26 protein-coding genes and 1 tRNA gene are annotated in these 26,034 nt (G+C 67.6%); 15 read left to right on the forward strand and 12 right to left on the reverse strand.

Annotated features, from left to right (window positions below; all coding sequences use genetic code 11):
- Nucleotides 1-43: 43 nt before the first annotated feature.
- Nucleotides 44-781: a methyltransferase domain-containing protein gene (locus ACWEWT_RS19855; RefSeq protein WP_452560841.1), complete on the reverse strand. Its 738-nt coding sequence runs from the start codon at nucleotides 779-781 to the stop codon at nucleotides 44-46.
- 117 nt (nucleotides 782-898) lie between these two features.
- Between ACWEWT_RS19855 and ACWEWT_RS19860 the strand changes: the two genes are divergently transcribed.
- The 3 genes from ACWEWT_RS19860 (at nucleotide 899) to ACWEWT_RS19870 (ending at nucleotide 2,984) form a co-directional block, all read left to right on the forward strand.
- Complete coding sequence (locus tag ACWEWT_RS19860) at nucleotides 899-1,294, forward strand: nitroreductase family deazaflavin-dependent oxidoreductase (protein ID WP_452560843.1); 396 nt, start codon at nucleotides 899-901, stop codon at nucleotides 1,292-1,294.
- A gap of 91 nt (nucleotides 1,295-1,385) precedes the next feature.
- A complete protein-coding gene (gene pip / locus ACWEWT_RS19865) occupies nucleotides 1,386-2,357 on the forward strand; it encodes a prolyl aminopeptidase (RefSeq protein WP_452560845.1) in 972 nt (323 codons plus the stop codon).
- A gap of 147 nt (nucleotides 2,358-2,504) precedes the next feature.
- Nucleotides 2,505-2,984: a nuclear transport factor 2 family protein gene (locus ACWEWT_RS19870; protein WP_452560847.1), complete on the forward strand. Its 480-nt coding sequence runs from the start codon at nucleotides 2,505-2,507 to the stop codon at nucleotides 2,982-2,984.
- Between the two features lie 12 nt (nucleotides 2,985-2,996).
- Here ACWEWT_RS19870 and ACWEWT_RS19875 read toward each other — a convergent pair whose 3' ends face one another.
- Nucleotides 2,997-3,830, reverse strand: a complete 834-nt coding sequence (locus ACWEWT_RS19875) for an NAD(P)H-binding protein (protein WP_452560849.1) — start codon at nucleotides 3,828-3,830, stop codon at nucleotides 2,997-2,999.
- A gap of 64 nt (nucleotides 3,831-3,894) precedes the next feature.
- On the reverse strand, nucleotides 3,895-4,059 hold the full coding sequence (locus ACWEWT_RS19880; RefSeq protein ID WP_452560851.1) for a hypothetical protein: 165 nt from the start codon (nucleotides 4,057-4,059) through the stop codon (nucleotides 3,895-3,897).
- Nucleotides 4,060-4,166: 107 nt separating this feature from the next.
- Here ACWEWT_RS19880 and ACWEWT_RS19885 point away from each other — a divergent pair, with 107 nt between their 5' ends.
- Together ACWEWT_RS19885 and ACWEWT_RS19890 are read left to right on the forward strand one after the other, a co-directional pair.
- Entirely contained in the window at nucleotides 4,167-4,652 is a 486-nt protein-coding gene (locus ACWEWT_RS19885; RefSeq protein WP_452560853.1) for an NUDIX domain-containing protein, read from the forward strand.
- 79 nt (nucleotides 4,653-4,731) lie between these two features.
- Nucleotides 4,732-5,154, forward strand: a complete 423-nt coding sequence (locus tag ACWEWT_RS19890) for a class I SAM-dependent methyltransferase (protein ID WP_452560854.1) — start codon at nucleotides 4,732-4,734, stop codon at nucleotides 5,152-5,154.
- 176 nt (nucleotides 5,155-5,330) lie between these two features.
- Here ACWEWT_RS19890 and ACWEWT_RS19895 read toward each other — a convergent pair whose 3' ends face one another.
- A complete protein-coding gene (locus tag ACWEWT_RS19895) occupies nucleotides 5,331-5,699 on the reverse strand; it encodes a hypothetical protein (RefSeq protein ID WP_452560856.1) in 369 nt (122 codons plus the stop codon).
- Nucleotides 5,700-5,936: 237 nt separating this feature from the next.
- A complete protein-coding gene (locus ACWEWT_RS19900; RefSeq protein WP_452560858.1) occupies nucleotides 5,937-6,086 on the reverse strand; it encodes a hypothetical protein in 150 nt (49 codons plus the stop codon).
- A 568-nt stretch (nucleotides 6,087-6,654) separates the two neighbouring features.
- On the opposite strand from ACWEWT_RS19900, the gene ACWEWT_RS19905 reads away from it, so the two are divergent.
- A complete protein-coding gene (locus tag ACWEWT_RS19905) occupies nucleotides 6,655-7,881 on the forward strand; it encodes a helix-turn-helix domain-containing protein (RefSeq protein WP_452560860.1) in 1,227 nt (408 codons plus the stop codon).
- Between the two features lie 111 nt (nucleotides 7,882-7,992).
- On the opposite strand, the gene ACWEWT_RS19910 is transcribed toward ACWEWT_RS19905, so the two are convergent.
- The 5 genes from ACWEWT_RS19910 to ACWEWT_RS19930 all read right to left on the reverse strand — a co-directional run bounded on the left by ACWEWT_RS19910 (nucleotide 7,993) and on the right by ACWEWT_RS19930 (nucleotide 13,103).
- Nucleotides 7,993-8,349: a YbaB/EbfC family nucleoid-associated protein gene (locus ACWEWT_RS19910; protein WP_452560862.1), complete on the reverse strand. Its 357-nt coding sequence runs from the start codon at nucleotides 8,347-8,349 to the stop codon at nucleotides 7,993-7,995.
- A gap of 351 nt (nucleotides 8,350-8,700) precedes the next feature.
- Complete coding sequence (locus ACWEWT_RS19915) at nucleotides 8,701-10,356, reverse strand: hypothetical protein (RefSeq protein WP_452560864.1); 1,656 nt, start codon at nucleotides 10,354-10,356, stop codon at nucleotides 8,701-8,703.
- Between the two features lie 163 nt (nucleotides 10,357-10,519).
- On the reverse strand, nucleotides 10,520-11,770 hold the full coding sequence (locus ACWEWT_RS19920; protein ID WP_452560866.1) for an acyltransferase family protein: 1,251 nt from the start codon (nucleotides 11,768-11,770) through the stop codon (nucleotides 10,520-10,522).
- Nucleotides 11,767-12,702 carry an SGNH/GDSL hydrolase family protein gene (locus ACWEWT_RS19925; RefSeq protein WP_452560868.1) on the reverse strand — a complete coding sequence of 312 codons (936 nt, stop codon included), beginning with the start codon at nucleotides 12,700-12,702 and terminating at the stop codon, nucleotides 11,767-11,769. The genes ACWEWT_RS19920 and ACWEWT_RS19925 overlap by 4 nt, the downstream gene beginning before the upstream one ends.
- 14 nt (nucleotides 12,703-12,716) lie before the next feature.
- Entirely contained in the window at nucleotides 12,717-13,103 is a 387-nt protein-coding gene (locus ACWEWT_RS19930) for a hypothetical protein (RefSeq protein WP_452560870.1), read from the reverse strand.
- A gap of 921 nt (nucleotides 13,104-14,024) precedes the next feature.
- Between ACWEWT_RS19930 and ACWEWT_RS19935 the strand changes: the two genes are divergently transcribed.
- Both ACWEWT_RS19935 and ACWEWT_RS19940 read left to right on the forward strand, forming a co-directional pair.
- Nucleotides 14,025-17,564 (forward strand): RHS repeat-associated core domain-containing protein, encoded by a 3,540-nt coding sequence (locus tag ACWEWT_RS19935; protein WP_452560871.1) that lies wholly within the window; start codon nucleotides 14,025-14,027, stop codon nucleotides 17,562-17,564.
- A gap of 9 nt (nucleotides 17,565-17,573) precedes the next feature.
- Entirely contained in the window at nucleotides 17,574-17,909 is a 336-nt protein-coding gene (locus ACWEWT_RS19940; RefSeq protein ID WP_452560873.1) for a hypothetical protein, read from the forward strand.
- Nucleotides 17,910-18,149: 240 nt separating this feature from the next.
- Here ACWEWT_RS19940 and ACWEWT_RS19945 read toward each other — a convergent pair.
- Nucleotides 18,150-18,223, reverse strand: a tRNA-Ile gene (locus ACWEWT_RS19945).
- 146 nt (nucleotides 18,224-18,369) lie between these two features.
- Between ACWEWT_RS19945 and ACWEWT_RS19950 the strand changes: the two genes are divergently transcribed.
- The 3 genes from ACWEWT_RS19950 (at nucleotide 18,370) to ACWEWT_RS19960 (ending at nucleotide 21,045) form a co-directional block, all read left to right on the forward strand.
- Nucleotides 18,370-18,816, forward strand: coding sequence for a nitroreductase family deazaflavin-dependent oxidoreductase (locus ACWEWT_RS19950; protein WP_452560875.1), 447 nt, complete (start codon nucleotides 18,370-18,372; stop codon nucleotides 18,814-18,816).
- Between the two features lie 915 nt (nucleotides 18,817-19,731).
- Nucleotides 19,732-20,247: a hypothetical protein gene (locus ACWEWT_RS19955; protein WP_452560877.1), complete on the forward strand. Its 516-nt coding sequence runs from the start codon at nucleotides 19,732-19,734 to the stop codon at nucleotides 20,245-20,247.
- 126 nt (nucleotides 20,248-20,373) lie between these two features.
- Nucleotides 20,374-21,045 (forward strand): VTT domain-containing protein, encoded by a 672-nt coding sequence (locus tag ACWEWT_RS19960; RefSeq protein ID WP_452561045.1) that lies wholly within the window; start codon nucleotides 20,374-20,376, stop codon nucleotides 21,043-21,045.
- A gap of 24 nt (nucleotides 21,046-21,069) precedes the next feature.
- Here the strand turns inward: ACWEWT_RS19960 and ACWEWT_RS19965 are convergent, their stop codons facing one another.
- Complete coding sequence (locus ACWEWT_RS19965; RefSeq protein WP_452560878.1) at nucleotides 21,070-22,605, reverse strand: aldehyde dehydrogenase family protein; 1,536 nt, start codon at nucleotides 22,603-22,605, stop codon at nucleotides 21,070-21,072.
- Nucleotides 22,606-22,823: 218 nt separating this feature from the next.
- On the opposite strand from ACWEWT_RS19965, the gene ACWEWT_RS19970 reads away from it, so the two are divergent.
- Genes ACWEWT_RS19970 through ACWEWT_RS19985 form a run of 4 tightly spaced genes read left to right on the forward strand, consistent with a single transcriptional unit; the run spans nucleotide 22,824 to nucleotide 25,969 of the window.
- Nucleotides 22,824-23,282: a DNA-binding protein gene (locus ACWEWT_RS19970; RefSeq protein WP_452560880.1), complete on the forward strand. Its 459-nt coding sequence runs from the start codon at nucleotides 22,824-22,826 to the stop codon at nucleotides 23,280-23,282.
- Complete coding sequence (locus tag ACWEWT_RS19975; protein ID WP_452560882.1) at nucleotides 23,282-23,755, forward strand: Zn-ribbon domain-containing OB-fold protein; 474 nt, start codon at nucleotides 23,282-23,284, stop codon at nucleotides 23,753-23,755. The genes ACWEWT_RS19970 and ACWEWT_RS19975 overlap by 1 nt, the downstream gene beginning before the upstream one ends.
- Nucleotides 23,748-24,818 carry a lipid-transfer protein gene (locus ACWEWT_RS19980; RefSeq protein ID WP_452560883.1) on the forward strand — a complete coding sequence of 357 codons (1,071 nt, stop codon included), beginning with the start codon at nucleotides 23,748-23,750 and terminating at the stop codon, nucleotides 24,816-24,818. Before ACWEWT_RS19975 ends, ACWEWT_RS19980 begins: the two co-directional genes overlap by 8 nt.
- Nucleotides 24,815-25,969, forward strand: a complete 1,155-nt coding sequence (locus tag ACWEWT_RS19985; protein WP_452560885.1) for a thiolase domain-containing protein — start codon at nucleotides 24,815-24,817, stop codon at nucleotides 25,967-25,969. Before ACWEWT_RS19980 ends, ACWEWT_RS19985 begins: the two co-directional genes overlap by 4 nt.
- Nucleotides 25,970-26,034 lie beyond the last annotated feature (65 nt).

Here is a 26,034-nt window from a genome sequence, read left to right on the forward strand (position 1 = left end):
CGCCCGCAGCCGGCCGGACCCGGCGCGATCGCGGATATTCTCCTCACCCCATGGTGAGCACGACGAGGTAATTACCCCGCTCCTCGCGCAACTCCTCGATCCGCCACCCGGTACCGGCCACCACCTCCGCGAGTTCGCCCGGTGCCAGGAACCACCACGGGAACCACGGGGTGGCCGTCCGGCGGTGCCGGACCCGCATCCGCATCTCGCCCCCGTGGCGACCCGCCGCGCGGTTGCGCGCGTGGTAGCGGAGATGATCGGGATCTTCGGTGGCATAGGGATCGCGTCCGACACCCACGATCCGTCCCGCACCGCCCGTCGCACGCGCCAGCGTATCCAGCAACCGCGGCGCGGCCGCCGGACTCTCCAGCAACCCGATATTGTTGTCGAGCAGCAGGATCGACTCGAAACCGCAGTGCGGTTCCCGCGCCAGCAGGTCGAATACCGTGCCCTCGAATGTATCCCGCACGCCGCGGCCGCGGCATACCTCCACCGCCCCCGCCGAGGTGTCCAGCGCCAGTACGGACGATCCGCGGCACTGTAGTTCCAGGCTCGCCCGCCCGCCTCCGGCCCCCAGGTCCAGCACCCGTCCGGTACAGCGTTGCAGTGCCGCTCGATCGAAGGCGCTCCATTGCCCGGGTTCGCTGAGGTAGTGCTCGACGGGCCGCCCGGCCATCACATATCCGTCGTCGCGTTCGATCACTTCCACGACACCGCCGCCGCTCCACTGCTCGTACAGCATGGCGCCGACCGCGTCACCGATCACGGGTTCGTCTGTCACGACTTCGCATGATCACGCGTGGTCCACCCCGGCCGCCAGCGATTATCCGCGCCGCGGCCGCGGATCTCCACCCACGGCAGAATGTCCGCGGGTCCACCCGCGCCTAGGCTGATCGAGATGACGAGCACCGAAGGTCCGCTGCCGCATCGCTTTCCCGCGTGGATGGACCGGCTGGGCGTCCGGTATATGAACCCGTGGATGCGGCGGATCGCGCCGGTGCTGCCGGGCTACGCGGTGATCGAGCACACCGGCCGGAAGTCGGGCGCTCGGTACGAGACCCCGATCTGCGTCTTCCGGAAGGACGGGACGGTGGCGGTGGTCCTCCTGCACGGCGAGACCGACTGGGTGCGAAATGTGATCGCGGCCGGTCGTGCCCGGCTCCGCTGTCGCCGGGGCCCGCTCCTCCTGAGCAATCCCCGGATCGTCGGGCCGCGCCGCGCCACACCCGATATGCCGCGGGGTGCCCGCCTGGGCAACCGGATGGCCGGGATCATCGTGTTCGATATCGACTGATCCCGTCGCCCGCCGCCGGGCGACGAAGTGTCCGGCACCGCCCGACCGGCTCGGACACCGGACCTGCCCGCTCCCGCTACCGTCGTCACTCGTGACCACTTCCGGAACGCGCCGGCCGTTTCCCGCGATCGAACCCCACGATTCGGGGCTGCTCGACGTCGGTGACGACAACCGGATCTACTGGGAAACGAGCGGGAATCCGGACGGCAGACCCGCGCTGGTGGTCCACGGCGGCCCGGGCGGTGGCGGCCGGCGGGGCGCGCGCACCCTGTTCGATCCGGACGTGTTCCGGATCGTGCTGTTCGATCAGCGCGGCTGCGGCGCGAGCCTGCCACACGCCTCCGACCCGGCGGTCGATATGCGGCACAACACCACCGAACACCTGCTCGCGGATATGGAATCGCTGCGCCGGCACCTCGGTATCGAACAGTGGCTGCTCTACGGCGGATCATGGGGTTCGACGCTGATCCTCGCCTACGCCGAACGCCACCCGGAGCGGGTCGCCGGGGTGGTACTCGTGGGCGTCACCACGACTCGCCCACAGGAGATCGACTGGCTCTACCACGGCCTGCGACTGCTGCTACCCGCCGAATGGGAGCGTTTCCGGGACAGCGCCCCGGAGCCGGACCCGGGCCGGAATCCGGTCCATGCCTACCGGCGACTGATGGAGGATCCGGATCCCGCGGTACGGGAAGCCGCCGCCCGCGAGTGGTGTGTGTGGGAGGACGCGGTGATCGCGCACGAAAGCCTGGGCGCGCCCGGGCAGTACAGCGCGAAACCGGATGCGGCACGGCTGGCCTTCGTCCGGATCTGCACCCACTATTTCGCCCACGCGGCCTGGCTCGAGGACGGGCGATTGCTCCGCGACGCATACCGTCTCGCGGATATTCCGGCAGTGCTGATCCACGGCCGTCTCGACCTGTCCGCACCCCTGCGCACGGCCTGGGAACTCGCCCGCGCCTGGCCGGGCGCCGAACTGCGGATCGTCGAGGACTCGGGGCATACCGGCAGCCCCGAGCTGGCAGCGGCCGTCCTCGACGCGATCGCCCGGTTCGCCACCTGATACCGCCCGGTTCGCCACCTGATACCGGCCGCGACCGGTTCCTCCACCGGATGCCGTCGCGCGCTCCCTGCCATATGAGGACCCACTGCCGACAGCCGCGACCGATTACCGCCAGCACACCGTCCCCAGCGGTCCGATAGTGACAATGTGACCGAATCCGCGACAGCAACTGCCGTACTCGTCCTCGAAGGGATGTACCGCGCCGAAGCCGAATATCTCGCCGCCGGTGGTCCGGGGCAGGCATCCTTCGCCATCCTCGCACCGTTCTTCGCCCCGGATGTCGAACTCGTCCAGGCCGACGGTCTCCCCTACGGCGGCGTCTGGCGCGGACACGACGGTATGGAGCGATTCTTCCGCACCATGAGCGAGACCTGGGAACGCTTCGACATGGTCGAACAGACGATCCTCGCCGCTACCGGGCCACTGGTCGTCCTGACGGATGTACACGCCCGCTCCCGTGCCACCGGTCGCGATCTGGCCTTCCCCATCCTGCAGACGATCACCGTGGCGGACGGGCGGATCACCCGGGTCCAGCCTTTCTACTGGGATACCGCGGCGATCGCCGCGGTATGCGCGCCCGCCCCGCATCCCGATGGCCACGCAGGGTCGTCCGGCACTCCCGGATGAGGCCGGAGCGGCTCACCGGAAGGCGTCGAGATGCTCCGCGGCCCAGTGCCGGAAGGTCAGGGCCGGATCTCCGGTGATCCGGGTGACCGTATCGTGCACCCGCAGCAGCTCGTCGTTGATATCACCGCCGGTCACATCCAGCACCGCGTCCGCGGCTTCCGCGCCGAACACCGCGACCATGCCCGGACGTGCCTGTGCCCGGGTGCTCTCGATCAGCTCGATATCCCGGCCCAGCAGCGCGGCCACGGTGTCGACCTGCCGGCGCGCGCTGATCCGCTCCGGACCGGTCACCGCGTACCGCTGTCCCCGATGGCCGGATCCGGTGAGCGCGGCGGCGGCCACCGCCGCGATATCGGCGGGATGGACAGTGGGCAGCCCGGTATCGGCGAACGGCAACCGGACCGGTTCGTGCGCACGTACCGCCGAGGCCCACAGCAGGGCGTTCGACGCGAACTGCGTCGGGCGCAACATCGTCCAGTCCAGACCGCTGGTCTCCAGCAGCTTCTCGACCGCCGCGTTCTCGGCCGCCGGCCCGAGGTGCGGATGGGTCTGCACGGTGATCGAGGACACCAGCACCACATGTTCGACCCCGGCGCGGCGGGCAGCGCCGAGAATTTCGGCGTCCGGCCCGAGCCGGGAGAGCAGGAACATCGATCGCACCCCGTCCAGAGCGCGCGTGAGCGCCGCGGCGTCGCCCAGGTCGCCTTCGACGGCCTCGACTCCGGCCGGCAGCCGGGCTGCGGCTGTATCGCGGGTGAACGCCCGGACCGGAGCGATGCCCGGCTCACCCAGCTTTCGCAGCAGCGCGCGTCCGATGTTCCCCGTGGCTCCGGTAACCAGAATCATCCGTGTTCCTCTCACGTGCGGTGATGTACTGGCTCCGACGGTAAAACCTCAATCTTTGTCGAGGTCAACTTCGCGACCGCGTGGGCGGCCTTGTCTTGCCGTCGCCGGGACCGCCCAGCAGGGCGGTGAGCTGCCCGGCGTCGACACGCAGATCCACCTTGTCGAGGACGGTGCCGTGCCAGCGGCCGGTATCGATGTCGACGGTGAGGGAACGTAGTTCGGCTGTCACTTCTCCAGTGTCGCCGGGACGAGTCCTGCGTCGGAGTCACCCGCCTCGGTGGAAACCGAGGCTCGACCACCCGCGGCCGACCGGGCTCCGGAGATATTCTCGATGGTGTGCAGTCCGAACGAGACGACCTGATCGCCGCTCTACCGCGGAAGCGGATGGGGTCGGGGATGCTGTTCGTGGACGAGCGGGACCGGGTGCTGCTGGTCGAGCCGGTCTACAAGCCGCAGTGGGAGATCCCCGGCGGGGTGGTCGAGGCGGGCGAATCGCCGCGGGCGGCGGCAGCCCGGGAGGTACGCGAAGAACTCGGGCTGGAGGTGACGCCGGGTCGGCTACTGGTGGTCGACTGGGTGCCACCCGGACTGTATCCGGACGACGGACTCATGCTCATCTACGCGGGCGGCCACCTCTCCCCCGAGCAGACCGCGGCGATCACCCTGCAGGCCGCGGAGCTACGCAGCCTGCGCTGGTGCGATCCCGCCGAAGCCGGCGAGCGGCTGCTCGACGCGATGGCGCGGCGCGTATCCGCCGCCCTGGCAGTCCATCTCACCCACGGCACCGCGTCCTACCTGGAGAACGGTTTCGCGATGAGCTGAGGCCGACCCGGCGTCCGCGAACGGGATCGCGACGGGTCGGGCTCGGCACCGATTCGCCGGAGCGAGTAGTGAGGTGAGCGTGACCGATTCATCCGGCAGAGCCGAAGAACTGTTCGCCGGGACTGCCTGGCACTACGCCCGATACCGGCCCGGTTATCCGGAATCCCTCTTCGATGATCTCATCCGCCGATTCCGTCTCGACGGCACCGGACGACTCCTGGATCTGGGCTGTGGCACCGGCCAACTCACGCTGCCCCTCGCGGCGCACTTCGCCGAAGCGGTCGGTGTGGATCCCGAACCGGAGATGCTCGCCGAAGCCGCCCGGACCTTCGAATTCCAGCGGTGGTGGACGATCGAACAGGCCATCGGTTACCTCTACTCCACGTCACTGCCGCTGCGCCGGCTACTGGGAGATCGGCGAACCATCTTCGAACACGAGGTCGCCGACACCCTGCGCGCACTCGACCCGAGCGGGCGGTACGCCGAACCGGTCAGGCTGTAAGTGCTGACGGCGACCAGGGCGTAGGGGTCGAGCATTGCGGCCGACGAGGACAGCACGCATGCGCGAACACGACCGTCGCTATGGTGTCCGGCGTGCATCCGCCCACCCGACGGTGAGCGGATGTCGCGGGACCGCGGCGCGCGGCAGGTCGATCGGCCGCGGCGCCGCGCGACGGATCAGTCCCGGTAGATCTTGACGTAGGCGTTCGTAGCGGTCCCGATATTCAAGGGACCCAGGCATGAGGCTGTGCCCTGACCGGACGGAGCGAACGAACCACTCCACGAACCCTGATAAGGGCCGATCGCCATGAGCGGAAAGGCATTGGGCACGCCGTGCAGGCCGAAACACTCGACAATCAGGGCGTACTCCCGCCCAGCGGGTGCGTCGGCGTCGTGGCATACCGCCGACGCGCCGACCAGGTCGCGTGTGACAGTGCAATCCTGCGGCGCGGCCTGGGCAGTCCCGGAGCCGAGTACTGCGGCGAAACCGGAAGACGTCACGGCAGCGACGGCGATCCGTGCGGCGGCACCTGTCGTTTTGCTCATTCGAAACCCCTTTTCCACATCCTCGACCCGTTGCCAACTCATCGATCACCTGCCGTGAACCGTTACTTAAGACAAGGACACCACGGCTCGGCCGCCCATCCGGGCTTCGACTCACCCTCCCCACCAGGCCCCGACCACATCCAGCGCACCAACCTGGGAAAGACACCCTGATCGGTTCGCTGTGCCGATGCCGTCCGGCTGACCGCCGCGTTGCACATCTACGCGGCGTGGCACGGCTCAGCCTTGGCTGTCTCGCCGTTGTTCGCGCTCCGGTACTTCTGCTGTCCGCTCCGGCCATGCCAGCGCCCGGACCAGTACGACCAGGGGCAACCCCACCGCGATCGCGAAACCCAGCGCGATCACCGCCCGGCCCGTGTCGTCGACCACCGGGCGAAGGACAAGCGCGGTAGTACCGTCTCCACGTCGGCCACATCCATGATCCTGTTCAATTCCAACGGGCCGAGATGGTCCGGACCGGGTATGACGATCGCATCCACGTCGGCGGCACGCACTTGATCGAACAGCGGGAGCACCGATGACAGGTCAGGCCAGATCACCAGGTAGCCGAGATGGCGCGCCAGGCGTTGAACCTGTGCGCGATCCCATGTCACAGACGTGCTGACGTACGGATCTACGTATCCGACTGCGGTCGGCCGGTATCTCATCGGTGTCCCCTGTCCCTTCCCCTCGGTCGCTGGCTGCCACCGCTTCCGGGGACTCGGGGTCGAACCCGGCGGCGGTGGCGTAGGCGAATCCTGCACAACACCCATCGGCGGCACCGGTGGCAGCGAACCACTGTGCGGGATAGGGGGATTCCCCCTACCAGAGACGCTGGTGGGACCGCACCAGCGGCCCTATCCTGGGAAATGACCTCTTCGCGGAGAACATCGCACTGGGCAACGGGACTACGGGGTATCCGCGAAGTGGACCCATCCCGCGAAGAAGGCAGGCCGCTATGCCGACCCCTGACGAACTCGCCGCACGCGCGATCGGCGAGCGCATCCAGAACATCCGCACCCGCACCGGCCGCACCCGCGCAGTTGTCGCCGGACTTGTCGGCCGGTCCGAGGACTGGCTACGCGACGTCGAGAAGGGCCGGCTACAGAATCCGCCGGCACTGGACATGTTGTTACGGATCGGGCAGGCGCTCGGCGTACGGGACCTGACCGAGATCACCGGCGACCACGAGTTGCTGGTCGGCATCTCCCGCCGCGCCGGACATCCCGTCGTGCCCGCCATCCGCGAAGCGATCGAGGGCGTCGATCTCACCCCGTCGCCGCCACCGGTCGACACCTCCGAACTCGCAGCGCGGGTTGAGCGCGCTTGGCGGTTGTGGCACACCTCGGCGACACCACGCGCCGACGCGGGCGCGATGCTGCCCGAACTGATCCGCGACGGCCGCCACGCGCTGCGCACTCTCGACGGACAAGAGCGCCGTGCCGCTGCCGCGGCCCTGTCGGGCGCCTACGCCTTGTCCGAGCAAGTCCTTGCATGGGTCGCCGACGCACCGCTGTTGTGGCTCGCTGCCGACCGGTGTATGTCGGCCGCCGAGGTCGCCGACGACCCGGTAACACTCGCGTCGGCGTCCTGGGTTCTCGGCAACGTCCGGCGCTCGACAGGGCGGGAGGAAGACGCCTACCGACTGGCATCCGATGCTGCCGCGCTGCTCGAACCACACTTGGACGGAGACCAGGACGCACAAGCGCTCTGGGGCGCCTGCCAACTGCACGGCGCGATCACCGCCGCTCGGATCGGCCGCGAAGGCGACGCGCTACACGGCATAGACCGGGCACTGGGGATGGCGCGCACCTTACCCACCGGATCGACCCACCCCTGGACGCTGTTCGGTGTCGCGAACACCGAAATCAGCGCAGTGTCGGTGCAGGTCGACCTACGCAAGTCCGGCGGCGCATTGGACGCGGCCCGCGTCGTCGACCCCGACGCGGTGCCGTCGGTCGACCGCCGGTCGAGGCTGTGGCTCGAACTTTCCCGCGCGTACGCGCAACAGCGGGATTGGCTCGGTACGCTCGGCGCGCTACGCACCGGCACCGCCGTGAGCGAAGAGTCGATGAGGTGCCACCCGCTGGCACGGTCGCTGGCGGCCGACCTGGTCACGCACGGTGGCCGACTCAACGAACGGGAGTCGCGAGCGCTCGCGGCGCGACTCGGCGTCACCGTTTGACCGGCCCGCCCACGAAGTACGCATGGTCCGTCCCCCGATCTCACCTCACGACCGATAGGGATCGTCGAAATCGTCCGGATCCCCGGCATTGTGCCCTTCCGGGCGACCAGCTCAACGACGATCGTCCTGTCCGGTCGGTGCCCCGGGCACCAACTCGGACAGGTCGGGGATACCGCCGGCGAGGTCGCTCAGTGGCGCCGCCAAGTGCGCGCTCCGCTCCTTGGCCAGGCGGGCGGCCTCGCGCGCGGTATCGGTGAGCAGCCCGCTCAACTCTCCGGCCGTACCGCGCATTGCGGCCGGGGTCACGCACACCTCGAGTACCGCTCCGGCGCAGTCCACGGTCACCTGGACCGCGCCGTCGGAGGTGGCGGCCCGCACCCGGAGATCGGTCAGCTGCTGCCGTACTTCGCCGATCCGCGCCTGCTGCTGTTCGTAGATATCGAGCACATCGTGCATCCGCGAACGCATGGAGCGAACAGCCGAACCGAAGTCGTGGCATGTGTCCGGGTCCAAATACGCGCCCCTTCGAGGCTGATCGAGCGACAGCACCAGCGGCCCCGGCAGGGCACACGGCGACCGTCGATCCGGGTACGGGATACCCCTGTGTCAACAGCGGCATCCCGAGGCTAACCAGGGTGCGTGGACAAAGAAATGCCCCGAAAGACCATAATTCGTGCGCCTTTTGGTGCGTTGTGCACACTCGGTCGTCCGACGTGCGGCGAAATGCGACCGAACACCGGAACCGAGCGGTATACGGGAGACGTAGTCGCCGGGGCGCGACTGCCGCTCTCGACCGGACGGCAGGTGCGCCCGGACCGATCAGCTTCGCTGCCGTGCGGTGTCCACCAGCAGCCGGTGCAGTGCGGTGGCCGGGGTGCTCGCCCGGTCCGCCTGCAATTCGACCTCGGTGAACGCCTCCACCAGCGCGATACCCGGATCGAATCGGGTGGTGGGGGAACATCCGCTGAGTTGATCGCGCCAGTGCCGGTAACCGCTCACCGTCCGGCCGCGCGAATCGCCGGCCCCACCGAGGCCGGTTGTGCGCAGGTATTCGGTGATCAGCGTGCGCTGGGTCTGCCGGTATACCGCGGCACCGGCCACCGCGGCCAGGGCGCGGCCGAGTTCCCGGACCAGGGTCGCGTAGACCGGGCGGACCGCGGAACCGGGCGCCGCCCGGCGGCCGGCGGTGGCTACCTCGACGGATCCGGACCGGGTGGCGGGGTCGGTGGTCGCGGTCCGGTCGAGCACGATATGCGCGGCTCGTATTTCCGGCCGGTCGGCGCCGGAGACGACCGGCCGGTAGAGACGGGCGGGGCGCGCATCGTCCAGATCGGCGATTTCGAGCACCCGCAGGTCGACGGTGGGATGTCGGGGCAGCACCTGGTCGACGGCCCCGGCGATCTCACGCGCGGTGGTTTCGTCCAGACCGGCAGTGTCGAATCCGATGATCCGGAATCCGTGCCGGGCGGCCGATTCGTCGAGAATGCCCATGATGTCGGCACTTGTGCCGGGCCGGGGCGACGGGTGCGGCGGCAGTGGGCTCGTCGTACGCGGCCGCTGTGGACCGGCCGCAGGTCGCGCGTGGTCCGCGCGGCCCGCCGGCGCGTTCGTGCGGGACGCACCGCGCGGCGGGTTCGGTGGGGTGGCCCGCGACGGACCGCCCTGGTCGCGCGGCGCGGATGCGCGGGCACGGTCCGCGGGCGGGTGCGGTGCCACCGAGTTGTCGGACCACGGAGAGCGGGCGGTACCGCGTGCACCGGGTGCGGACCGCTGGTCGACGCGAGGTGCCGGTGCCGATCGGGTTTCCGGAGATGCGGGGCCCGGCGCGGCCGGGGTGTACGCGGATGGTCCGGCAGCGACCGACGACCCGGTGGATGCGCCGACCTCGCCGGAGCGGCCGGTTTCCGGTGCGACCGGATCGGTCGCGCGGCGGTGCGTATCGGCGGCGGGCTGCGTACCGGGTCCGGACGTGGTCGATTCCACCGCGTTGTCCGCGGCCGGTATCGCGCTGGGGCCCGCTACCGGTGCGTCCGGCGCGGGGCCGTATCCGCCGGGGTGGTTCGGAGCTGTGGAAATGTTGCCGGATGCGGAGACTCGGCCGGTTTGCGGATATCCCCCGGTATCCGGTACTCGGGGCTCCGCCACCGCGGCATCGCCGCGCACGGACCGGCCGGCGGCAGCGTCCACCTCGTCGAACGCCGAAAGCGACTCGGCGAGAAGGGAACCCATATCGCGCAGCGCCTCGGCACTGTGCTGTAGCGCGTCGATGCACTCAGCGGCGCTCGGCAGATACTGGTCCGCGAACATCCGGCCCATTTCGTCATCGCCCCAGCCCGCCGCCGCTTCGGTCATTCCGGCGGCAGCGAGCGCATCCGGTAGCTCGCGGGCCGTCCGGGCCGCGTTCGTCGCGATATCTCGCAGTTTCTCGGTCAGCGCGCGCACGGCATCGGGATCCACCTGGAACGATTCGCTCACCTTCGCCTCCGCGGGGTATTCGCCACACCGGTCGGCGGCACGCCCGCCGGTCAGCCGGAACGTGCAGCGCCGCGACCAGAATATTGTGCCCACCAGGCACCGGTCCGGCCGCGTCCGGTCCGGCCGCGCCGCCGCAGCGGCACCGGCCGGAGTTCCGGCATCGTCACTCAGCCGGTTTCTCCCGCACCGCGGTGCGGCGACCGGAGAATCGGCGCATCAAGGGTTCGTCGAGCCAGTGGTAGATGGCCGCCGCCACCCCCATGGACACGACCAGGCTCAGTCCGGCGAACCCCAGCCAGCCCAGCGGCCCGAACTGTTTTCCGCCGATGAGGAACCGGGTGATCAACGCCATCACCGGGAACTGGATCAGATAGAAGGCGAAGGAGATATTGCCCAGCCAGACCATCCGTGGTGAGGCGGTGAACCCGCGGATCCCCGCCAGGTCGCGCGCGGCCAGCGTGGCCACCAGGGCCGTCATCGGTGCCAGCAGCAGCGCCGACATCTTGTAGTTCGGCGGCACCACCCAGGTCGCCGCATAGGCGATCATCAGCACGATCACCGGCGGCGCCAGCCGGGTGTTGCGCCAGCGGCCCTCCAGTACCAGTCGTGCCGCGAGCACCCCGAGGAAGAACTCGGGCAGCCGCGAGAGCGGGAAGTTGTAGCTGAGCCAATACGATTGGGCCACCGGGATATCGGGCTGTTCGAACCAGATGGGCGCGGCATGCAGTTCGAAGTACGGCGACACCTCACCCGGTATCAACCGCGGCGCGAAGGTATTCGCGATCCCCTTGGGCCCGGGCACCCACAGATAGTACGCGGTGTGCAGCAGCAGGATCGCCACCAGCAATCCCACCAGCGCCCAGAGGACGTGACGGCCCTTGATCCGGCGCACCAGCGGTAGCAACAGCGGAAAGCTCAGATAGAACAGGATTTCCGCGGCCAGCGACCAGGACGGCACATTGAGGCCGCCGACCGTCGTCCACTTCGGCACCCAGGTGTGGATCAGCGCGAGGTTCGGCGCCCAGACCACCGTCCGCGACAACGGGACGCTCGCCACCAGGATGAACGCGACGGCCGCGACCAGGTGGGTCGGGTAGATCTTCAACACCCGGCGCCAGTAGAACCGCGGTACCGAGCTCCCCGGCCGGAACGACCAATAGATGATGAACCCGGACAGGACGAAGAAGAAGGTCACGCCCGCGGCGCCCAGTTGCATCGGCATGAGCTGATGGATCTGCCGGAACAACTCCGACTTCTGGAACGGATACACCGGCAGGAACACCAGGGCGTGCAACACGAACACCGCGAACGCCGCCCACCAGCGCGCCCCCGTCAGCGACGGCAGCGCCGGTCGCGCCACCGCCGCGTCGCGGAACTCCGATCCGGACGCGGCCCGGACCGGCGTCGTGGTCACCGGCGGATCCGCTCGTACACCGCCTCCGCGGCTACCGCGTCACCCTGCGCCGAGGGATGGAAGGGCATCCCGGCCACATCGGCCGCGGGATCGAAGAAACCGTTCAGCCACGGCTCGTCCGAGCACAACCCGTGGCCGGCGGTGACCGAGCGGATATCGACGAACTCGAGGTTCAGCAGTTCCGCGGCCCCCCGTTGCGCCGCATCGAGGCGGTCCAGGTATTCGGTCACCGCGCGGCCCCTCGGCTGCACGACGGGCGCGGCGCCGAGTACGTTCACACATACGTGCTCCTGCGCCGGAGGGAACAGTTCCGGGTACCCGACCAGCATGATCCGCGCGTTCGGCGCGTAGTAGCGCATATAGGTGATCACTTCACGGATGCGGTTGGCGTAGACCTTGCCCGTGACGTTCCGGTAGTCGGTGAACCGTCCCTGCTCGGCCGCTTCCAGGCCGCAGCCGTCGACGAAGTTGAACACGCAGGTCTGCAACGACGAGATCATCGACGATGTATTGGTCTTGGACCAGACGTCGTTCATCCCGGTCTGGATCGCGATGACCTCGGTCTCCGGCCCGAACGCCTGCTGCTTCGCCGCCTCGACCACCTCGTGCACCAGCCACCAGCCCTGCCCCGAAGCGATCGTGGACCCACTACAGGACGCATCGAGGAAATCCGGTGTGCCCGCGAGTCCCATCCGCTCACTCAGCCGAGTCGGCCACGAGGTGGGCGCGTGCAGGCACTCCTTGGTCCCCGAGAACACCTTCGGATAGTTCGCGGTGAACGAATCACCGAGCACCACCAGGGATCTACCCGGCGGCCGGCCGTTCTCCACCGGCGCGGCAGCGGCCGGTGCGGACAGGGCGAGCACGGTGAGCGCGGCCGTCACCACGGCGCCGGCCACTCCACGGCGACGCCGGAAAAACTTGCGGATCACGACTTTCCCGTCGGTCAGTAGCCGGCATGCGGATCGAAATCGGGCACGGTGAGTGTCGGCTCGGGTTGCGCGGGTTCGGGCGGCGCGGGCACCTGCTCCGGCGCGGGCGGTTGCGGTGCCGGCACCACGGCCGGCGGCTCCGCGACGGGCGGGGGTTCGACGGCGGGCGGGGGTTCGACCGCGGGTGGCGGTTCCACGGCGGGCGGGGCGGCCGGTGCCGGGGTGGTCGATGCGACGCTCGACGGCGCGACCGTGCTGGTCGCGGCCGGACTGGAGGTCGTCTCGTGGTTCTCGTGCGATTCGGAGTCGTCGCCACATCCACTCACGCCGAGAACTACTGCGGCGCACGCGAATACGGTCATCAGGCAACGTTTCATGAAGATTCCCAATCCTGCTGGCATTTCAGCGTCCTCGAACCCCACACACTCCGGGTCGCGGAGTTGTCAGGGATAGGATCGCAGGATCCGCAGAACCTGTTACAGCCCGGACTTCCTGGGGCAGGGGCGTTGCATCTCTCGAGCCTCTTCACCAGGCGCTGGATGGGCAGGGTGATACCCAGGAATCGATCCGTCGGGCAAGTAGCAAGGCCGGAGCGAGTGCGCCGCATACGCGAGCGACGCTGATCGGGTGCTTCCACCACGTGATCCCTGACCCATCCAACCCCGCCGCACCCGCGCCCTCGGACAACTGCCGACAGATCTTTCGCTCTACCGGCACAGACGGCCCGACCGGATACGGCCGCGCCCACCGCCGCAACTCAGCGCGAGAACGGTAACCCGGGCTGACCTCGTCGAACGCCGTCTTCACGCCGACACATACCCGCCAGCGTCTATTTCAGTACATCGACGAGCAATTACAAATCATATTGTCTTGCAGAACAAGACAATACAACTTCCACGTTGACTTGCCGCCGCTGCCTGCATCGGCGAAGATGCCGCCGCCGGGACCGAAAGATGTGAGGTGATCGCCTGTTGTGCAGCGGCGAACCCGCCGCAACAATGCGGCGGGTGACGGACCGGATCGACACTGCTCTCTACCGCTCCACCGACTGGATCAGCGGCAGACTCGGCGAGACCGCGCGCCTGACAGAGAGCACACCGCGAACCTTCTCCGCGCAGGATGTGTCGGCAGCGCGCCACGTTCGGCTGCTCGGCGACCAAGAACGTGTAACAGCCGGCAATGGCCCCCCAGAGCGCTCCCACACCGGTCACGGACACGCCACGGGTGCGGCCCAACACTCGAGTTCGCAGACCCGATGGGGCCGAGCGGATGAACCTGCCGCGGCGCGGGAACTGCACACCCGCACCACCGCCGGCGATCCGGTGGACATCGCCACCGGCGAAGTCCTCCTCGCCGAAACGGATGTCCTGCTGCCGGGCGTGCTGGCGATGCGGTTGATGCGTATCCATCTGTCTTCCTACACGGCGGGCCGGAGCTTCGGCCGGAACTGGGCGTCGACACTCGATCAGCGAATCGAGGTGGGAGATCAGCGCATCGCAGTGTTCGGCGAAGACGGATCGGTCCTGCTGTTCCCCTGCCCGTGCCCAGCAACTCCGGTCACTGCCGATACACCGACAACGTCGTACACACTGAGTTACACCGAACCCGGTGACTACCAGCTGGAAGATGCGCGCACCGGGCTGCGCCGATCGTATCGAAGGGGCACGGCAGACCGGACAGACCCTGGAATCTACCCTCTGGTAGCGCTGACCGACCGCCATGGCAATCGGATCACTTTTCGGCGCAACGCATTCGGTGATGTGGATTCGATCGTGCACTCCTGCGGATACCGAGTAGTGGTGAAAACGGATCCGTGCGGCACGGTTCGCGCTTTCGACCTGGTCGATCCGACCGCGCCTGCGGCGACGGTGCGCATACGAACCTTCGAGTACAACCCGCACGGCATGTTACGACAGGTGGCGAGCGCGCTCGACACCGAGATGTCATTCGAGTACAACGACGACGCGCAACTGACCGCATGGACCGATGGCGCCGGCTACACATACCGCTTCCGCTACGACGATGGCGGTCGCTGTGTCGCTCAGGGTGGTAGCGATGGATCGCTGGCAGCCACGTTCCGTTATCGACCGACCGTCGACGGTGGCCAGATCACCGAGTACCGCGACTCGCTCGGCGCGATCACCACTTTCCATCTGGATGCCCTACTGAGGGTCACGGCAGTCACCGACCCGACGGGCGCCGTCATCGCGCACTCCTTCGATCAGGCCGGGCGGCCGGTCGTCCGCACCGATCCGCTCGGCCGGACCACACGGATCGAATACAGCATGCACGGGGATATCACCTCGGTCACCCGAGCCGACGGCTCCACAATGTCGGCGACCTACTGTGCTCCCGGGCTGCCGTCGCGGATAACACAATACGACAGCCACTTCTGGTCGTATACTTTCCGGCCCACCGGACGGCCCGACACCGTCACCGACCCGTGCGGCGCTACGACGCACTACCGCTGGCACCCGAACGGTGCCCTTGCCGCGGTGGTCGATCCGGCGGGCGGGGTGACCCGTTACGATACCGACTCGGCCGGATTACCGATCGCGGTCACCGATGCGCTCGGAACCGTTCATCGATACCGCTACGACGCGTTCGGCAGATTGACCCACATCATCGACCCGAGCGGTGCTCACACGCGGATGGAATGGACCCGCGACGGCAAACTCGCGCGCAGAATCTTCCCGGACGAGACCGTCGAAACATGGCGCTACCACCACGCCGACACCACGATCGAGCACATCGATCCGATAGAGCGCACGACCCGGTACATCTTCGGTCCGTTCGGTCGGCTCACCGCCCGAATCGGCGCCGATCGAGCGACCACATCCTTCGACTACGACACCGAACTGCGACTCACAACGATCACCGATCCGCTGAACCGGCGGTGGCGGTATACCTATGATCCAGCAGGTCGCTTGGTATCGGAGCACGATTACGACGGAAGAACACTCGGCTACCGCTATGATCCGGCCGGCCAACTGATCGCCAAGGTCAACGGAGCAGGTGAACAGACCACCTACCACTACGACCGACGTGCCAACCTCGTGGCTCAACACAACGACGCCGGCACAGCATGTCTCACCTACGACGCGATGGACCGACTCGTCGTAGCGGCCAACGCGGACGCCACGGTCACGTTCGCCCGGGACGCTCTGGGCCGGATCACCGTCGAGACGTGCAACGGTCGCACCGCTCGCTCGACCTACGATGCGAACGGCCACCGCACCGGTTGGATCGGTCCAACAGGCATTCCGGTCCGGTGGCAGCGTGACAGCGTCGGCCGCGTCGTGAGCACCACCGTCGGCACCGACACGATCACCTCCACCTATGACGCGCTCGGCAGGGAGTCGCGCCGCCAACTCGGCGATATGCTGATTCTCCGACAAGAATTGACCCCCGCAGGCATGCTCGCCCGGCAGATCATCGACCCCCCGCACGAGCGGACCACCGCAGATCATCGCCACGGTCTCGAGGACATCCTCCTCGACCGCACCTATCGCTACCGCGTCGACAACACCGTCCAGCACATCAGCGACAGAGCTGACGGCGTACGCCGATACTCACTGGATGCCGACCACCGGGTCACCGCGGTCATCGGACCCGGCCGGACCGAAACCTACCGCTACGACGACGCCGGAAACATTGTGGGCGCCGGGCTTTCCGGTAGCGCCGAAAGGAGTCCCACTCCATGGCACGCCGCAGCGGACGCGAATATCGACGACCTCCACTACACCGGAACCCGACTCGATAGGGCAGGCGCCGTCCGGTACCGCTACGACATGCAGAACCGGCTCGTCCAGCGGGTGGACCCGGATAAGCCGTCGGAATCGCGCTACCAATGGGATTGTGACGATCGGCTCCGCGCAGCCACGGCTCCCGACGGCACCAAGTGGACCTATCATTACGACCCGTTCGGGCGTCGGATCGGAAAGACCCAGCGCTCCAGCGATGGTCGAACCGTCCTCGAGCGCATTGTGTTCGTCTGGGACCGAGATCACCTCGCCGAACAAACGACCTCGACCGGCGCGACGACGACCTGGACCTACGACCAGCGTACCGGCGCGCCGACGAGCCAGCGGCACCACACCACCAGCGCCGGCGACTACACGTTCCACTGCATCATCACCGATCTCGTGGGAACCCCGACGCATCTCGTCGATCCGCGTACCCATCGGATCGTCGGCCGTGCGAAAGCCACCCTCTGGGGTGTCGCCACCTGGATGGGTGCCGATACCCCGCTGAGGTTTCCCGGTCAGTACTGCGATACCGAGACCGACCTTCACTACAACAGATTTCGGTACTACGATCCGCGGACAGCGCGATATATCAGCACCGATCCGCTGGGGCTCGCGCCCGCACCCAACCCGACGACATATCCCAGCGATCCATTACGCGAGAGCGACCCGTTCGGTCTCGATCCGAAGCAAGTCGACCTCTTCCACGGAACCGATGCGATCAACGCCGCGTCGATCAGAGCCAACGGGGTGGACCCGAGTCGTCCCTCCTACCCCCGTGACTTCGGTGACGGTTTCTACACCACTCGGGAGCGAGGGCAGGCCGACGAGTGGGCGTCCTGGTACGACACACCGGTGGTGCTGCATTTCCGGCTCAGTCTGCAAGACCTGAACGCGCTGCCTTCTCGGGTATTCACCATCGATGATCGAGAGCTGGCCGAGTTCGTCCGGCACTATCGAAGCGGCGCGACCGACACCCCCTACGACATGGTCGAGGGGCCGCTGCTACTCAACCCCAAACCATTCCTACAGGGCGCGCCGCCGGTCTGGGCGGGAAACCAGGTAGTGTTCTTCAACAACACCGGCCCGCTGCTCGACTCCGCACTGCAAGCATGAGGCAAAGTCGTGACCGAGTTTCTGACACCAGCCACCCCCGAGGTCCTCGAGCTGTTCGCCGATACCGCCACCGAAATGGTGTCGCTGTTCGGCATCTCGCGCGCCGAAGCGGTCGCCAGAATCAACGCAAAATGGCAAGGCCGAGAGTTCCTTCGCGCAAACGAACTGATCCTGCACCAGGATGCCGGCTACTGGTCACAATTCATCTACTGCGGCGGACACGTACCCGATTGGTCTGTCACCGCCGATCGTTCCACCTGGATTCCCGTCCCTCGACCACCGCTCGATTCCCCGAACTGGACCCTCGGCCCCCCACCGGATCCCAGCCATCTTCAGGACACCTGAACCATCTATAGGCGCCCGCTGGGTCCGCCCGACCGGATCCGCTGGGAACGACGCCGTGTGGACCAGCGATATCGCCTGTCCGACCTGCGGAGGCTCGATCGCCAACTCCGCCCGCTCGCGTATGTCGTCCAGATCCAACCCCGTGGCTGGTTCTATCGGCAAGATACATTGCCGACGGAGCGTTGCTCTGGACGAACACGGCTGTCGAGTTCTACGTTTCCGCAGGTAGAACTCTATTTGTGGGGCGGGTGGGGCTCGAACCCACGACCAATGGATTATGAGTCCACGGCTCTAACCGACTGAGCTACCGCCCCTCGCAGCGACCTGTCGCTGCAACTGTGGGATGGTACCCGGTCGGCGTGACGGGGGCCAGTTGATCGGCCGGGGACGGCGCTTGTGTGCCATCGGGGGTGCGCGGGGCTCGCTAGGGTGGAATCGTCGACCGAGCAGAGGAGGGCGTGTGGCCGGATTGTTCGTACGGGCATTGCAGGCACATCAGTGGTTGTACGAGAAGAGCGGCGGACTGGTGGGGCATCGGCTGCTGTTCGGGAATCCGACCCTGCTGCTGCGGACCGTGGGACGGAAGACCGGGGCCGCGCGGACCTCGGCACTGACCTACGCGAAGGATGGAGCCGATTATCTGGTCACCGCCTCGAACGGCGGGTCGCCGCGGCCGCCGGGGTGGCTGGCGAATCTGAAGGCGCGGCCGGAGTGCGAGATCCAAGTCGGGCGGCGCGCGTTTCCGGTCCGGGCCCGAGCCACTCTGCCCGCCGATCCGGAGTACGCGCGCCGCTGGGGGTTGGTGGACGCCGTGAATCAGGGCCGGTACAGCGAGTACCAGAAGAAGACGAAGCGTCCGATTGCGGTGGTCGTGCTATCGCCCGCGAACGCGGGTCAGTCGGAGTAGCTCTCCGAGCCGGCCCGCGCACGCGCTCTCCGCGGACGGAGGTCCTCCGGCGGGCGACTGGCGAGATGGACTACGGAGGCAACGAGAATCAGGATTGCGAGCACTACCAATGCGGTAACCACGGCACGCACAGTAACGATCGCAAGATGGCGCCGCACCCGAGAACGGTCTACGGGAAGTGAAACGGGTCCCGTTCAGCGAGCAGCGAATACGGCGCGTTTCGATATCTTCCGTCACACTGTGGTTCGTTCGAATATTTTGGGGCGCAAGGCGAATTCGCTCGACACAGTGTGAAACCGTTGAATTTCAACATATACCAAATTGGTATAAATCGGACGCGCCGAAGATGCTCCACCCCAACGGGTTCCGCCGTAAATTTCCCAGCCGTGGCGACGGTACGTCGCGCACTCCCACACCCGTTTCGCACCGGCCGCTCGAAATGTTACACGCAACTACAGGTTACATTCAACTGTCCGGGGTGATGTATCGACCGAAGGCGATACCGAGTCTCGCGGGCCGGGTCAGCCGCCGCCCCCGCCACCTCCGCAGCCACCACCGCCACCGCCTCCCCCGCCGCCGCAGCTGCTTCCGCCACCACAGCCGCCGCCCGTGGAACCGCCGTCACCGGAGCCTCCGTCCCCCGAACTGCCACCGGCGAACCAGGCACCACCACCGGCCGCGCCTCCGGCAGCACCCCCACCCCGCCGTCTTGCTCGATTGCCGCCGCCCGAACTCGATCTGACAGCCGCGGCGATGAGACCTACGAAGGCTCCGACGCAGAGGAAGCCCAGGACCAATGTGATGAACAAAATCCCCAGATCCATCACTCAACGGTACCGGCGAGCATCTGTGGTGTGCAGCCGATTTCGTGACCACGTCCGACGCCCGCGGTGGATCGGGCGGGATAATGATCTCGTGTTCTCCCTCCCCACGTCCCGGCGCCGCCGCGGTATCGACCCCGCCACCGTGACGCGCGCGGTCGCCGAACTCGAGCTCTCCGAGGCCGTCTACAAGACCTGCCCGTGGGAACCGCGCGAACTCGTGGCCACCGGACTGCGGCAGTGGCTGCGCTGCTGCGGCGCGGCCATGGCGGACGGTCAGGTGATCGGGATGCCCTCGTACGCGGTGGACGAGGCCTGGCACGGCCTCATTCTCTGCACGCGGCGCTACGCGCGGTTCTGCGAACACGCCTATGGGCAGTTCCTGCACCACTACCCGGACGGCGACGAGGCCGCGCCGAGCACCGGACCCGGCGATATGGCGAGCCAACTGGGCCGCACGGTGGTGGCGTGGTCGCTCGTCGCCCAGCCGGGTGAGGAATGCGTACTGTGGGATCTGGACTCCCGCCTCGGGCTGGAGCGGCCCTGGGGGATCCCCGCGGAGCGGGTGGCCACGATCGAGGAAACACTGCGGCAGGCCGCCGATCACTGACCGGCTACGCACTCGCTAAATATTCACTAATCGGGCAATCCGGATTAACCCGACTAATTCTGCTGCGGTATCTTCGGCGGGGTGAGTTACTCAGCCGTCGCAGCGGCCACCACCGAACTTGCCTTGATGCCGGGTTTTCTGGACCCGGTGAATCTGCTCAACTCCTTCGGCACCTGGGTGCTGCTGGGCCTGCTCCTGGTGGTGTTCATCGAATCGGGGCTACTGTTCCCGCTACTGCCCGGCGATTCGCTGTTGTTCACGGCGGGGCTCATCGCGGCCTCGAAATCGGCGGAGATCGAACCCTTCGCACCGATCGGGGTGCTGCTGATACTGATCCCATTGGCGGCCATCGCGGGCGATCAGGTGGGGTATCTGATCGGCACCAAGGGCGGGACCGCGTTGTTCAAGAGCGACGACGCGAAGATCCTCAAGAAGTCCTATATCGACGAATCACACGCGTTCTTCGAGAAGCACGGACCGATCACCATCGTCCTCGCCCGATTCGTCCCGATCGTGCGAACCTACGCCCCGCTGGTCGCGGGCGCGGCCAAGATGAAGTACTCGGTGTTCCTCACCTACAACATCGTCGGCGGTGTGCTGTGGGGCGCCGGGGTCACCCTGCTCGGCTACCTGCTCGGTCAGATCGCGGTCGTGCGCGACAACGTCGATCTGATCTTCCTGCTCATCGTGGCCGTGTCGGTACTGCCGATCGTGTGGGAGGTCGTCAAACGCTACCGGTCCGGGCGCGGGAAGTCCCCGGCAGGCGACGACGAACCGGCCGACCGTCCGGCCGCCTGACAGTACAGGCGGCCGGATCACCGGTCAGCGCACCAGCCGGCGCAGGATCTTGTTCCCGAACAGGGTGCCGATGGTCTTCTCCAGCGTGGCGGCGGTGGCTTCGCTGTAGGGGTACCAGATGTTCTCTTTCTTCAGGCCCCAGCGGTCCAGCAGCACGGGCTGCGGATGGGCGAACCCGCGCAGCGCGTCACGGCCGTTGACCAGCCCCAGGCCGCTGTCCTTCCGGCCGCCGAAGGGCGCCTCCGCGACACCGTAGATCACCGACGCGTCGTTCTGCACCACGGACCCGGTCTCGAGCTGTTTGGCCAGCCGCAGGACCTTGGCCTTGTCCTTGGTGAAGACGCTGCCACTGAGGCCGTACTGACAGTCGTTGGCCATTTTCACGGCCTCTTCCTCGTCCCGGACGCGCATGATGGCGACGATCGGGCCGAAGGTCTCCTGCTGCATGATGTCCATATCGTGGGTGACGTCCACGACGACCGTCGGCTTGAAGAACACACCGTCGGCGGTATCGGATTCACCGCCCAGCAGGATGGTGGCACCTTTGGCCTTGGCGTCCTCGACATGCTTCTCGACGATCTCGAGCTGCCGATCCCAGAACAGCGGGCCGACATCCTTGCCGACGGCGCCGTAGGTCACCTCGGCGGCACGTTTGCGCACCTCTTCGATGAACCGGTCGGCGATGCTGTCCACCACATAGATCCGCTCGACTCCGACACAGACCTGACCGGTGTTGAACATCGACAGGTACACCGCGCCCAGTGAGGCGCGGTCCAGGTCGGCGTCGGCACAGACGATCATCGCGTCCTTGCCGCCGAGTTCGAGGGTCACCGGGATCAACCGGCCGGCGCAGGCGGCGGCGATCTTCTTGCCGGTGGCGACGCTGCCGGTGAACGAGATCTTGTCGATATCCCCGTTGACCAGGGCCGCGCCGGTTTCACCGTCACCGTGGACGACCTGCAGGACATCCTCGGGGACCCCGGCCTCGTGCAGGACCTTGACCGCCCACTCACCCGAATGCGGTGTGACCTCGGACGGTTTGAGGACCACCGAGTTACCGGCCAGCAGCGCCTGGGCGATCGGGTTGAGCGAGAGGATGAACGGGCCGTTCCAGGGCGTGATCACCCCGACCACGCCGAGCGGCTGATAGTTGATGACGAGTTTCTTCAGCGGCAGCATGTAGCCGTGCAGGCGACGCTTCTCGTCGGCCAGGTCCTTGGGCGCGCGACCGCTCCAGTAGTTCAGGAAGTCGCAGGCGGGCACCATTTCCACGGCCAGCGCCTCGACCCGCGGTTTGCCGGTCTCCTGCATAACCGTTTCGACGATCTCGTCGCGACGGGCCAGCAGGACCGATACCGCGTTTCGGATGATCGCGGCGCGCTCGGCGATCGGCCGGGCGGCCCAGCCGGGCTGCGCGGCGCGCGCAGTGGCCAGGACCGCGGCCACATCGTCGGCCGTGCTCACCTCGATCTCGCCGACGCGCTCGCGGGTAGCGGGGCTGCGCAGCTCGAGCCGCCGGCGTCCGTCGGCGGTCGGCTCCAGCTGTTCAACGATGGCCATGGTGATCTCTCCTCACCGGAGGAATTGGAACAGGTTCTACTTGTTTCGGAGCTTACGTCATGCCCGCGGGCGACGCACCGGGGATCGCCCCGGCACTCCGGACTTCCTACGATGTATCTATCAAACGATTCAATCAAGTGATTGACACAGGCGGTCCCGCGGGACACCATCGAAACGCGGTCCAGTGCCGGACCGCGCACCCGATCGGCAGGAGACCGATGACAGCCGAGCCCCCGGGCGCGAGCCTGACCGCGCCCTACAGCATCGAATTCCCGTACAACCGAACCGTCGGCGAGAAGATCGGCACGTTCCTCGGCGGCCTGCGCGACGGCGAGCTCTACGGGGTGCGCACCGCATCCGGCGCGGTGCTCTGCCCCGCGCTGGAGTTCGACCCGGCCACCGCCGCCCCCACCGGCGAACTGGTCCGGCTGGCCGCCTCGGGCACCGTCACGAACTGGACCTGGGTTCCCACCCGGCCCGGTGACGATATCGAGGCCGACCACTTCGCCTGGGCACTGATCGCCATCGACGGCACCGAGGGCGCGCTGTTCCACGCCGTCGATACCGGCGGCGACCCGGCCCGCCTCGTCGCGGGCCTGCGGGTGGTACCCCGCTGGCGCGCGGAACGGGTGGGCAGTATCCGCGATATCGTCTGCTTCGAACCGGCGGAGGCGTGATGAGCACCCTGCCCACCCCCGTGGAATCGTTCACCAGCCCGCACAAGGTGGATTACACCTTCGTCGCCGGCACCGGTAAATCGGCCTTCCTGCGCGGACTGAAGGAACGGCGGCTGCTGGCCCGCCGCTGCCCGACCTGCGAACGCGTCTATCTGCCCGCGCCGGAGTTCTGCTCCCGCTGCCTCGCCGAACTCTCCGCACCGTTCGAACTGGGCGGCACCGGCGTGGTCAAAACGTTCTGCGTGGTGAACTTCCCGTTCCCCGGCCAGATGATCGACCCGCCGTACCTGGTGGCCTATATCCAGGTGGACGGCGCGGACACCACGCTCATGCATCTGGTCCGTGAGGTCGAACCGGCCGATGTGCATATCGGCCTGCGCGTGGAACCGGTCTGGTGCGCCGACGAGGACCTGGATACATCCATGAACAGCATCCGCTACTACCGGCCGATCGCAGGAGGTTCCGATGCGTGATATCGCGGTGGTGGCATTCGCGCAGTCGCCCGGAATGTCGGCGGACCGGCACGACGATATGGCCGAGATCCTGCTACCGGTGATGCGGGAGGCGCTCGGGTCGGCGGGGATCGATCGCACCGAAGTCGATTTCTGGGCTTCGGGCAGCCACGATTTCCACGAGGGCCGGACCTTCGCCTATATCGAATCGCTCGACGCGGTGGGCGCGTGGCCGCCGATCTCGGAATCCCATGTCGAGATGGACGCGGCCTGGGCCGCCTACGAGGCGTGGTCGTGGTTGCAACTCGGCGAGGGCGAGATCGCGGTGGTCTACGGGGTCGGGCGCGGCTCGCTGGCAGCCGACCTCGACCAGGTGGCCGGCACACAGGTCGACCCCTATTTCCTGGCCCCGCTGCGTCCGCATCAGGACGCGCTCGCCGGCCTCCAGGCACAGGCCCTGGTGGCCGCCGGGGTGCTCGACGAGAAGCAGATGGCGGAGGTGGTGGTCCGGGCCCGGGCCGCCGCGGTGGGCGATCCGAGTGCACAGGTGTCCGGGGAGGTCACAGTGGGCGACCTGCTGGCCGCCCCGTATCTGGCCGCACCGCTGCGCGCACACGATCGCGGCCCGATCGGTGATGCCGCCGCGGTGCTCGTACTGGCGGCCGGGGATACCGCGCGCCGGCTGGCGCGGCGCCCGGCCTGGGTGCGTGGTGCCGATCATCGGATGGATACGCACTATCCGGGCACCCGCGACCTGACCCGGGTCGACACGGTGACGCTGGCCGCGGAGAAGGCCGCCGCGCAGGCGGGTTTCGCGGCCCGCGAGGTCCAGATCGCCGAACTGCACACCGAGTACAGCTACCAGGAACCGCTGCTGGCACATGCGCTCGGATTGTCCGGGGCCACGATCAATCCCGGCGGCGGACCACTGGTCGCCCGGCCCACCACCGCCACCGGCCTGATCCGGATCGGCGCGGCGGCACAGCACATCCTGACCGGTCGCGCGGACCGCACCCTGGCGCACGCCACCAGCGGGCCCGCGCTCCAGCAGAACATGATCTGCCTATTGGAGGGAGACCGGTGAAACTCGCGGTCGTCGGAATCGGACAGAGCAAACAGGCCAAGAAGCGCACGGTCACCATCGGCGCGATGGTGCGCGAAGCCGTCGACGAGGCCATGGCCGACGCCGAACTGGAATTCGGTGATATCGACGCGATCGTGCTGTCGAAAACACCCGACCTGTTCGACGGCGTGATGAACCCCGAGCTGTATCTCGCCGATGCCATGGGCGCGCGCGGACTCCCGGTGACCCGGGTGTTCACCGGCGGCAGCGTCGGCGGGCACGCCGCGATCTACGGCGCGCACCTGGTCCAGGCCGGGCTGGCGCGGCGGGTACTGGTGGTCGCGTATTCCAAAGAGTCCGAAGGTGATTTCACCTGGGCGCTCTCGCGCGGACTGCCGTTCAGCGCGCAGCTGGGCGCCGGCGCGGGCGCGCATTTCGCGCCGGTGATCCGGGAGTACATCCGCCGCTCCGCGGCGCCCGAACACATCGGCTGGCAGATCGCGGTGAACCACCGGCTCAACGCCACCCGCAACCCGTACGCGCATCTACAGCTGCCGGATATCACCGTGGAACAGGTCCGCGAATCCCGGATGCTGTGGGATCCGATCCGTTTCCTGGAATCGTGCCCGTCCTCCGACGGTTCGTGCGCGGTGGTGATCACCGGCGCGGACGACGCCCACCACACCGACCGGCCGCCGGCCTGGATCCACGGGATGTCGTGGCGTACCGAGACCGGGCATTTCGCGGGACGCGACGAAGTGAACCCCGAGGCCGGGCGCCAATGTGCCGCCGAGGCGTACCGGCAGGCCGGGATCACCGATCCGGCCCGCGAGATCGATACCGCCGAGCTCTACATCCCCTACAGCTGGTTCGAACCGATCTGGCTGGAGAACGTGGGCCTGGCCGAGGTCGGCGAGGGCTGGAAGGTGGTGGACTCCGGGAGTACGGCGTTCGGCGGCGCGCTGCCGATCAACCCGTCCGGCGGGGTGCTCTCCGGAAACCCGACAGGTGCCACGGGTCTGCTGCGATTCGCCGAAGCGGCCATGCAGGTCCGCGGCACGGCGGGCGAACACCAGGTCCCGGACGCGCGCCGCGCGATAGGCCACGCCATGGGCGGTGCGGCCCAGTTCCACGCGCTGTGGGTCGTCGGGTCCGAACCGCCACAGTCGTGACGGAACCGAACGGACGACAGCACCCGACCGGCCGTGGCGACCACGGTCCGGCCGCACAAACGGAG

The organism is Nocardia sp. NPDC003963 (assembly GCF_053605105.1).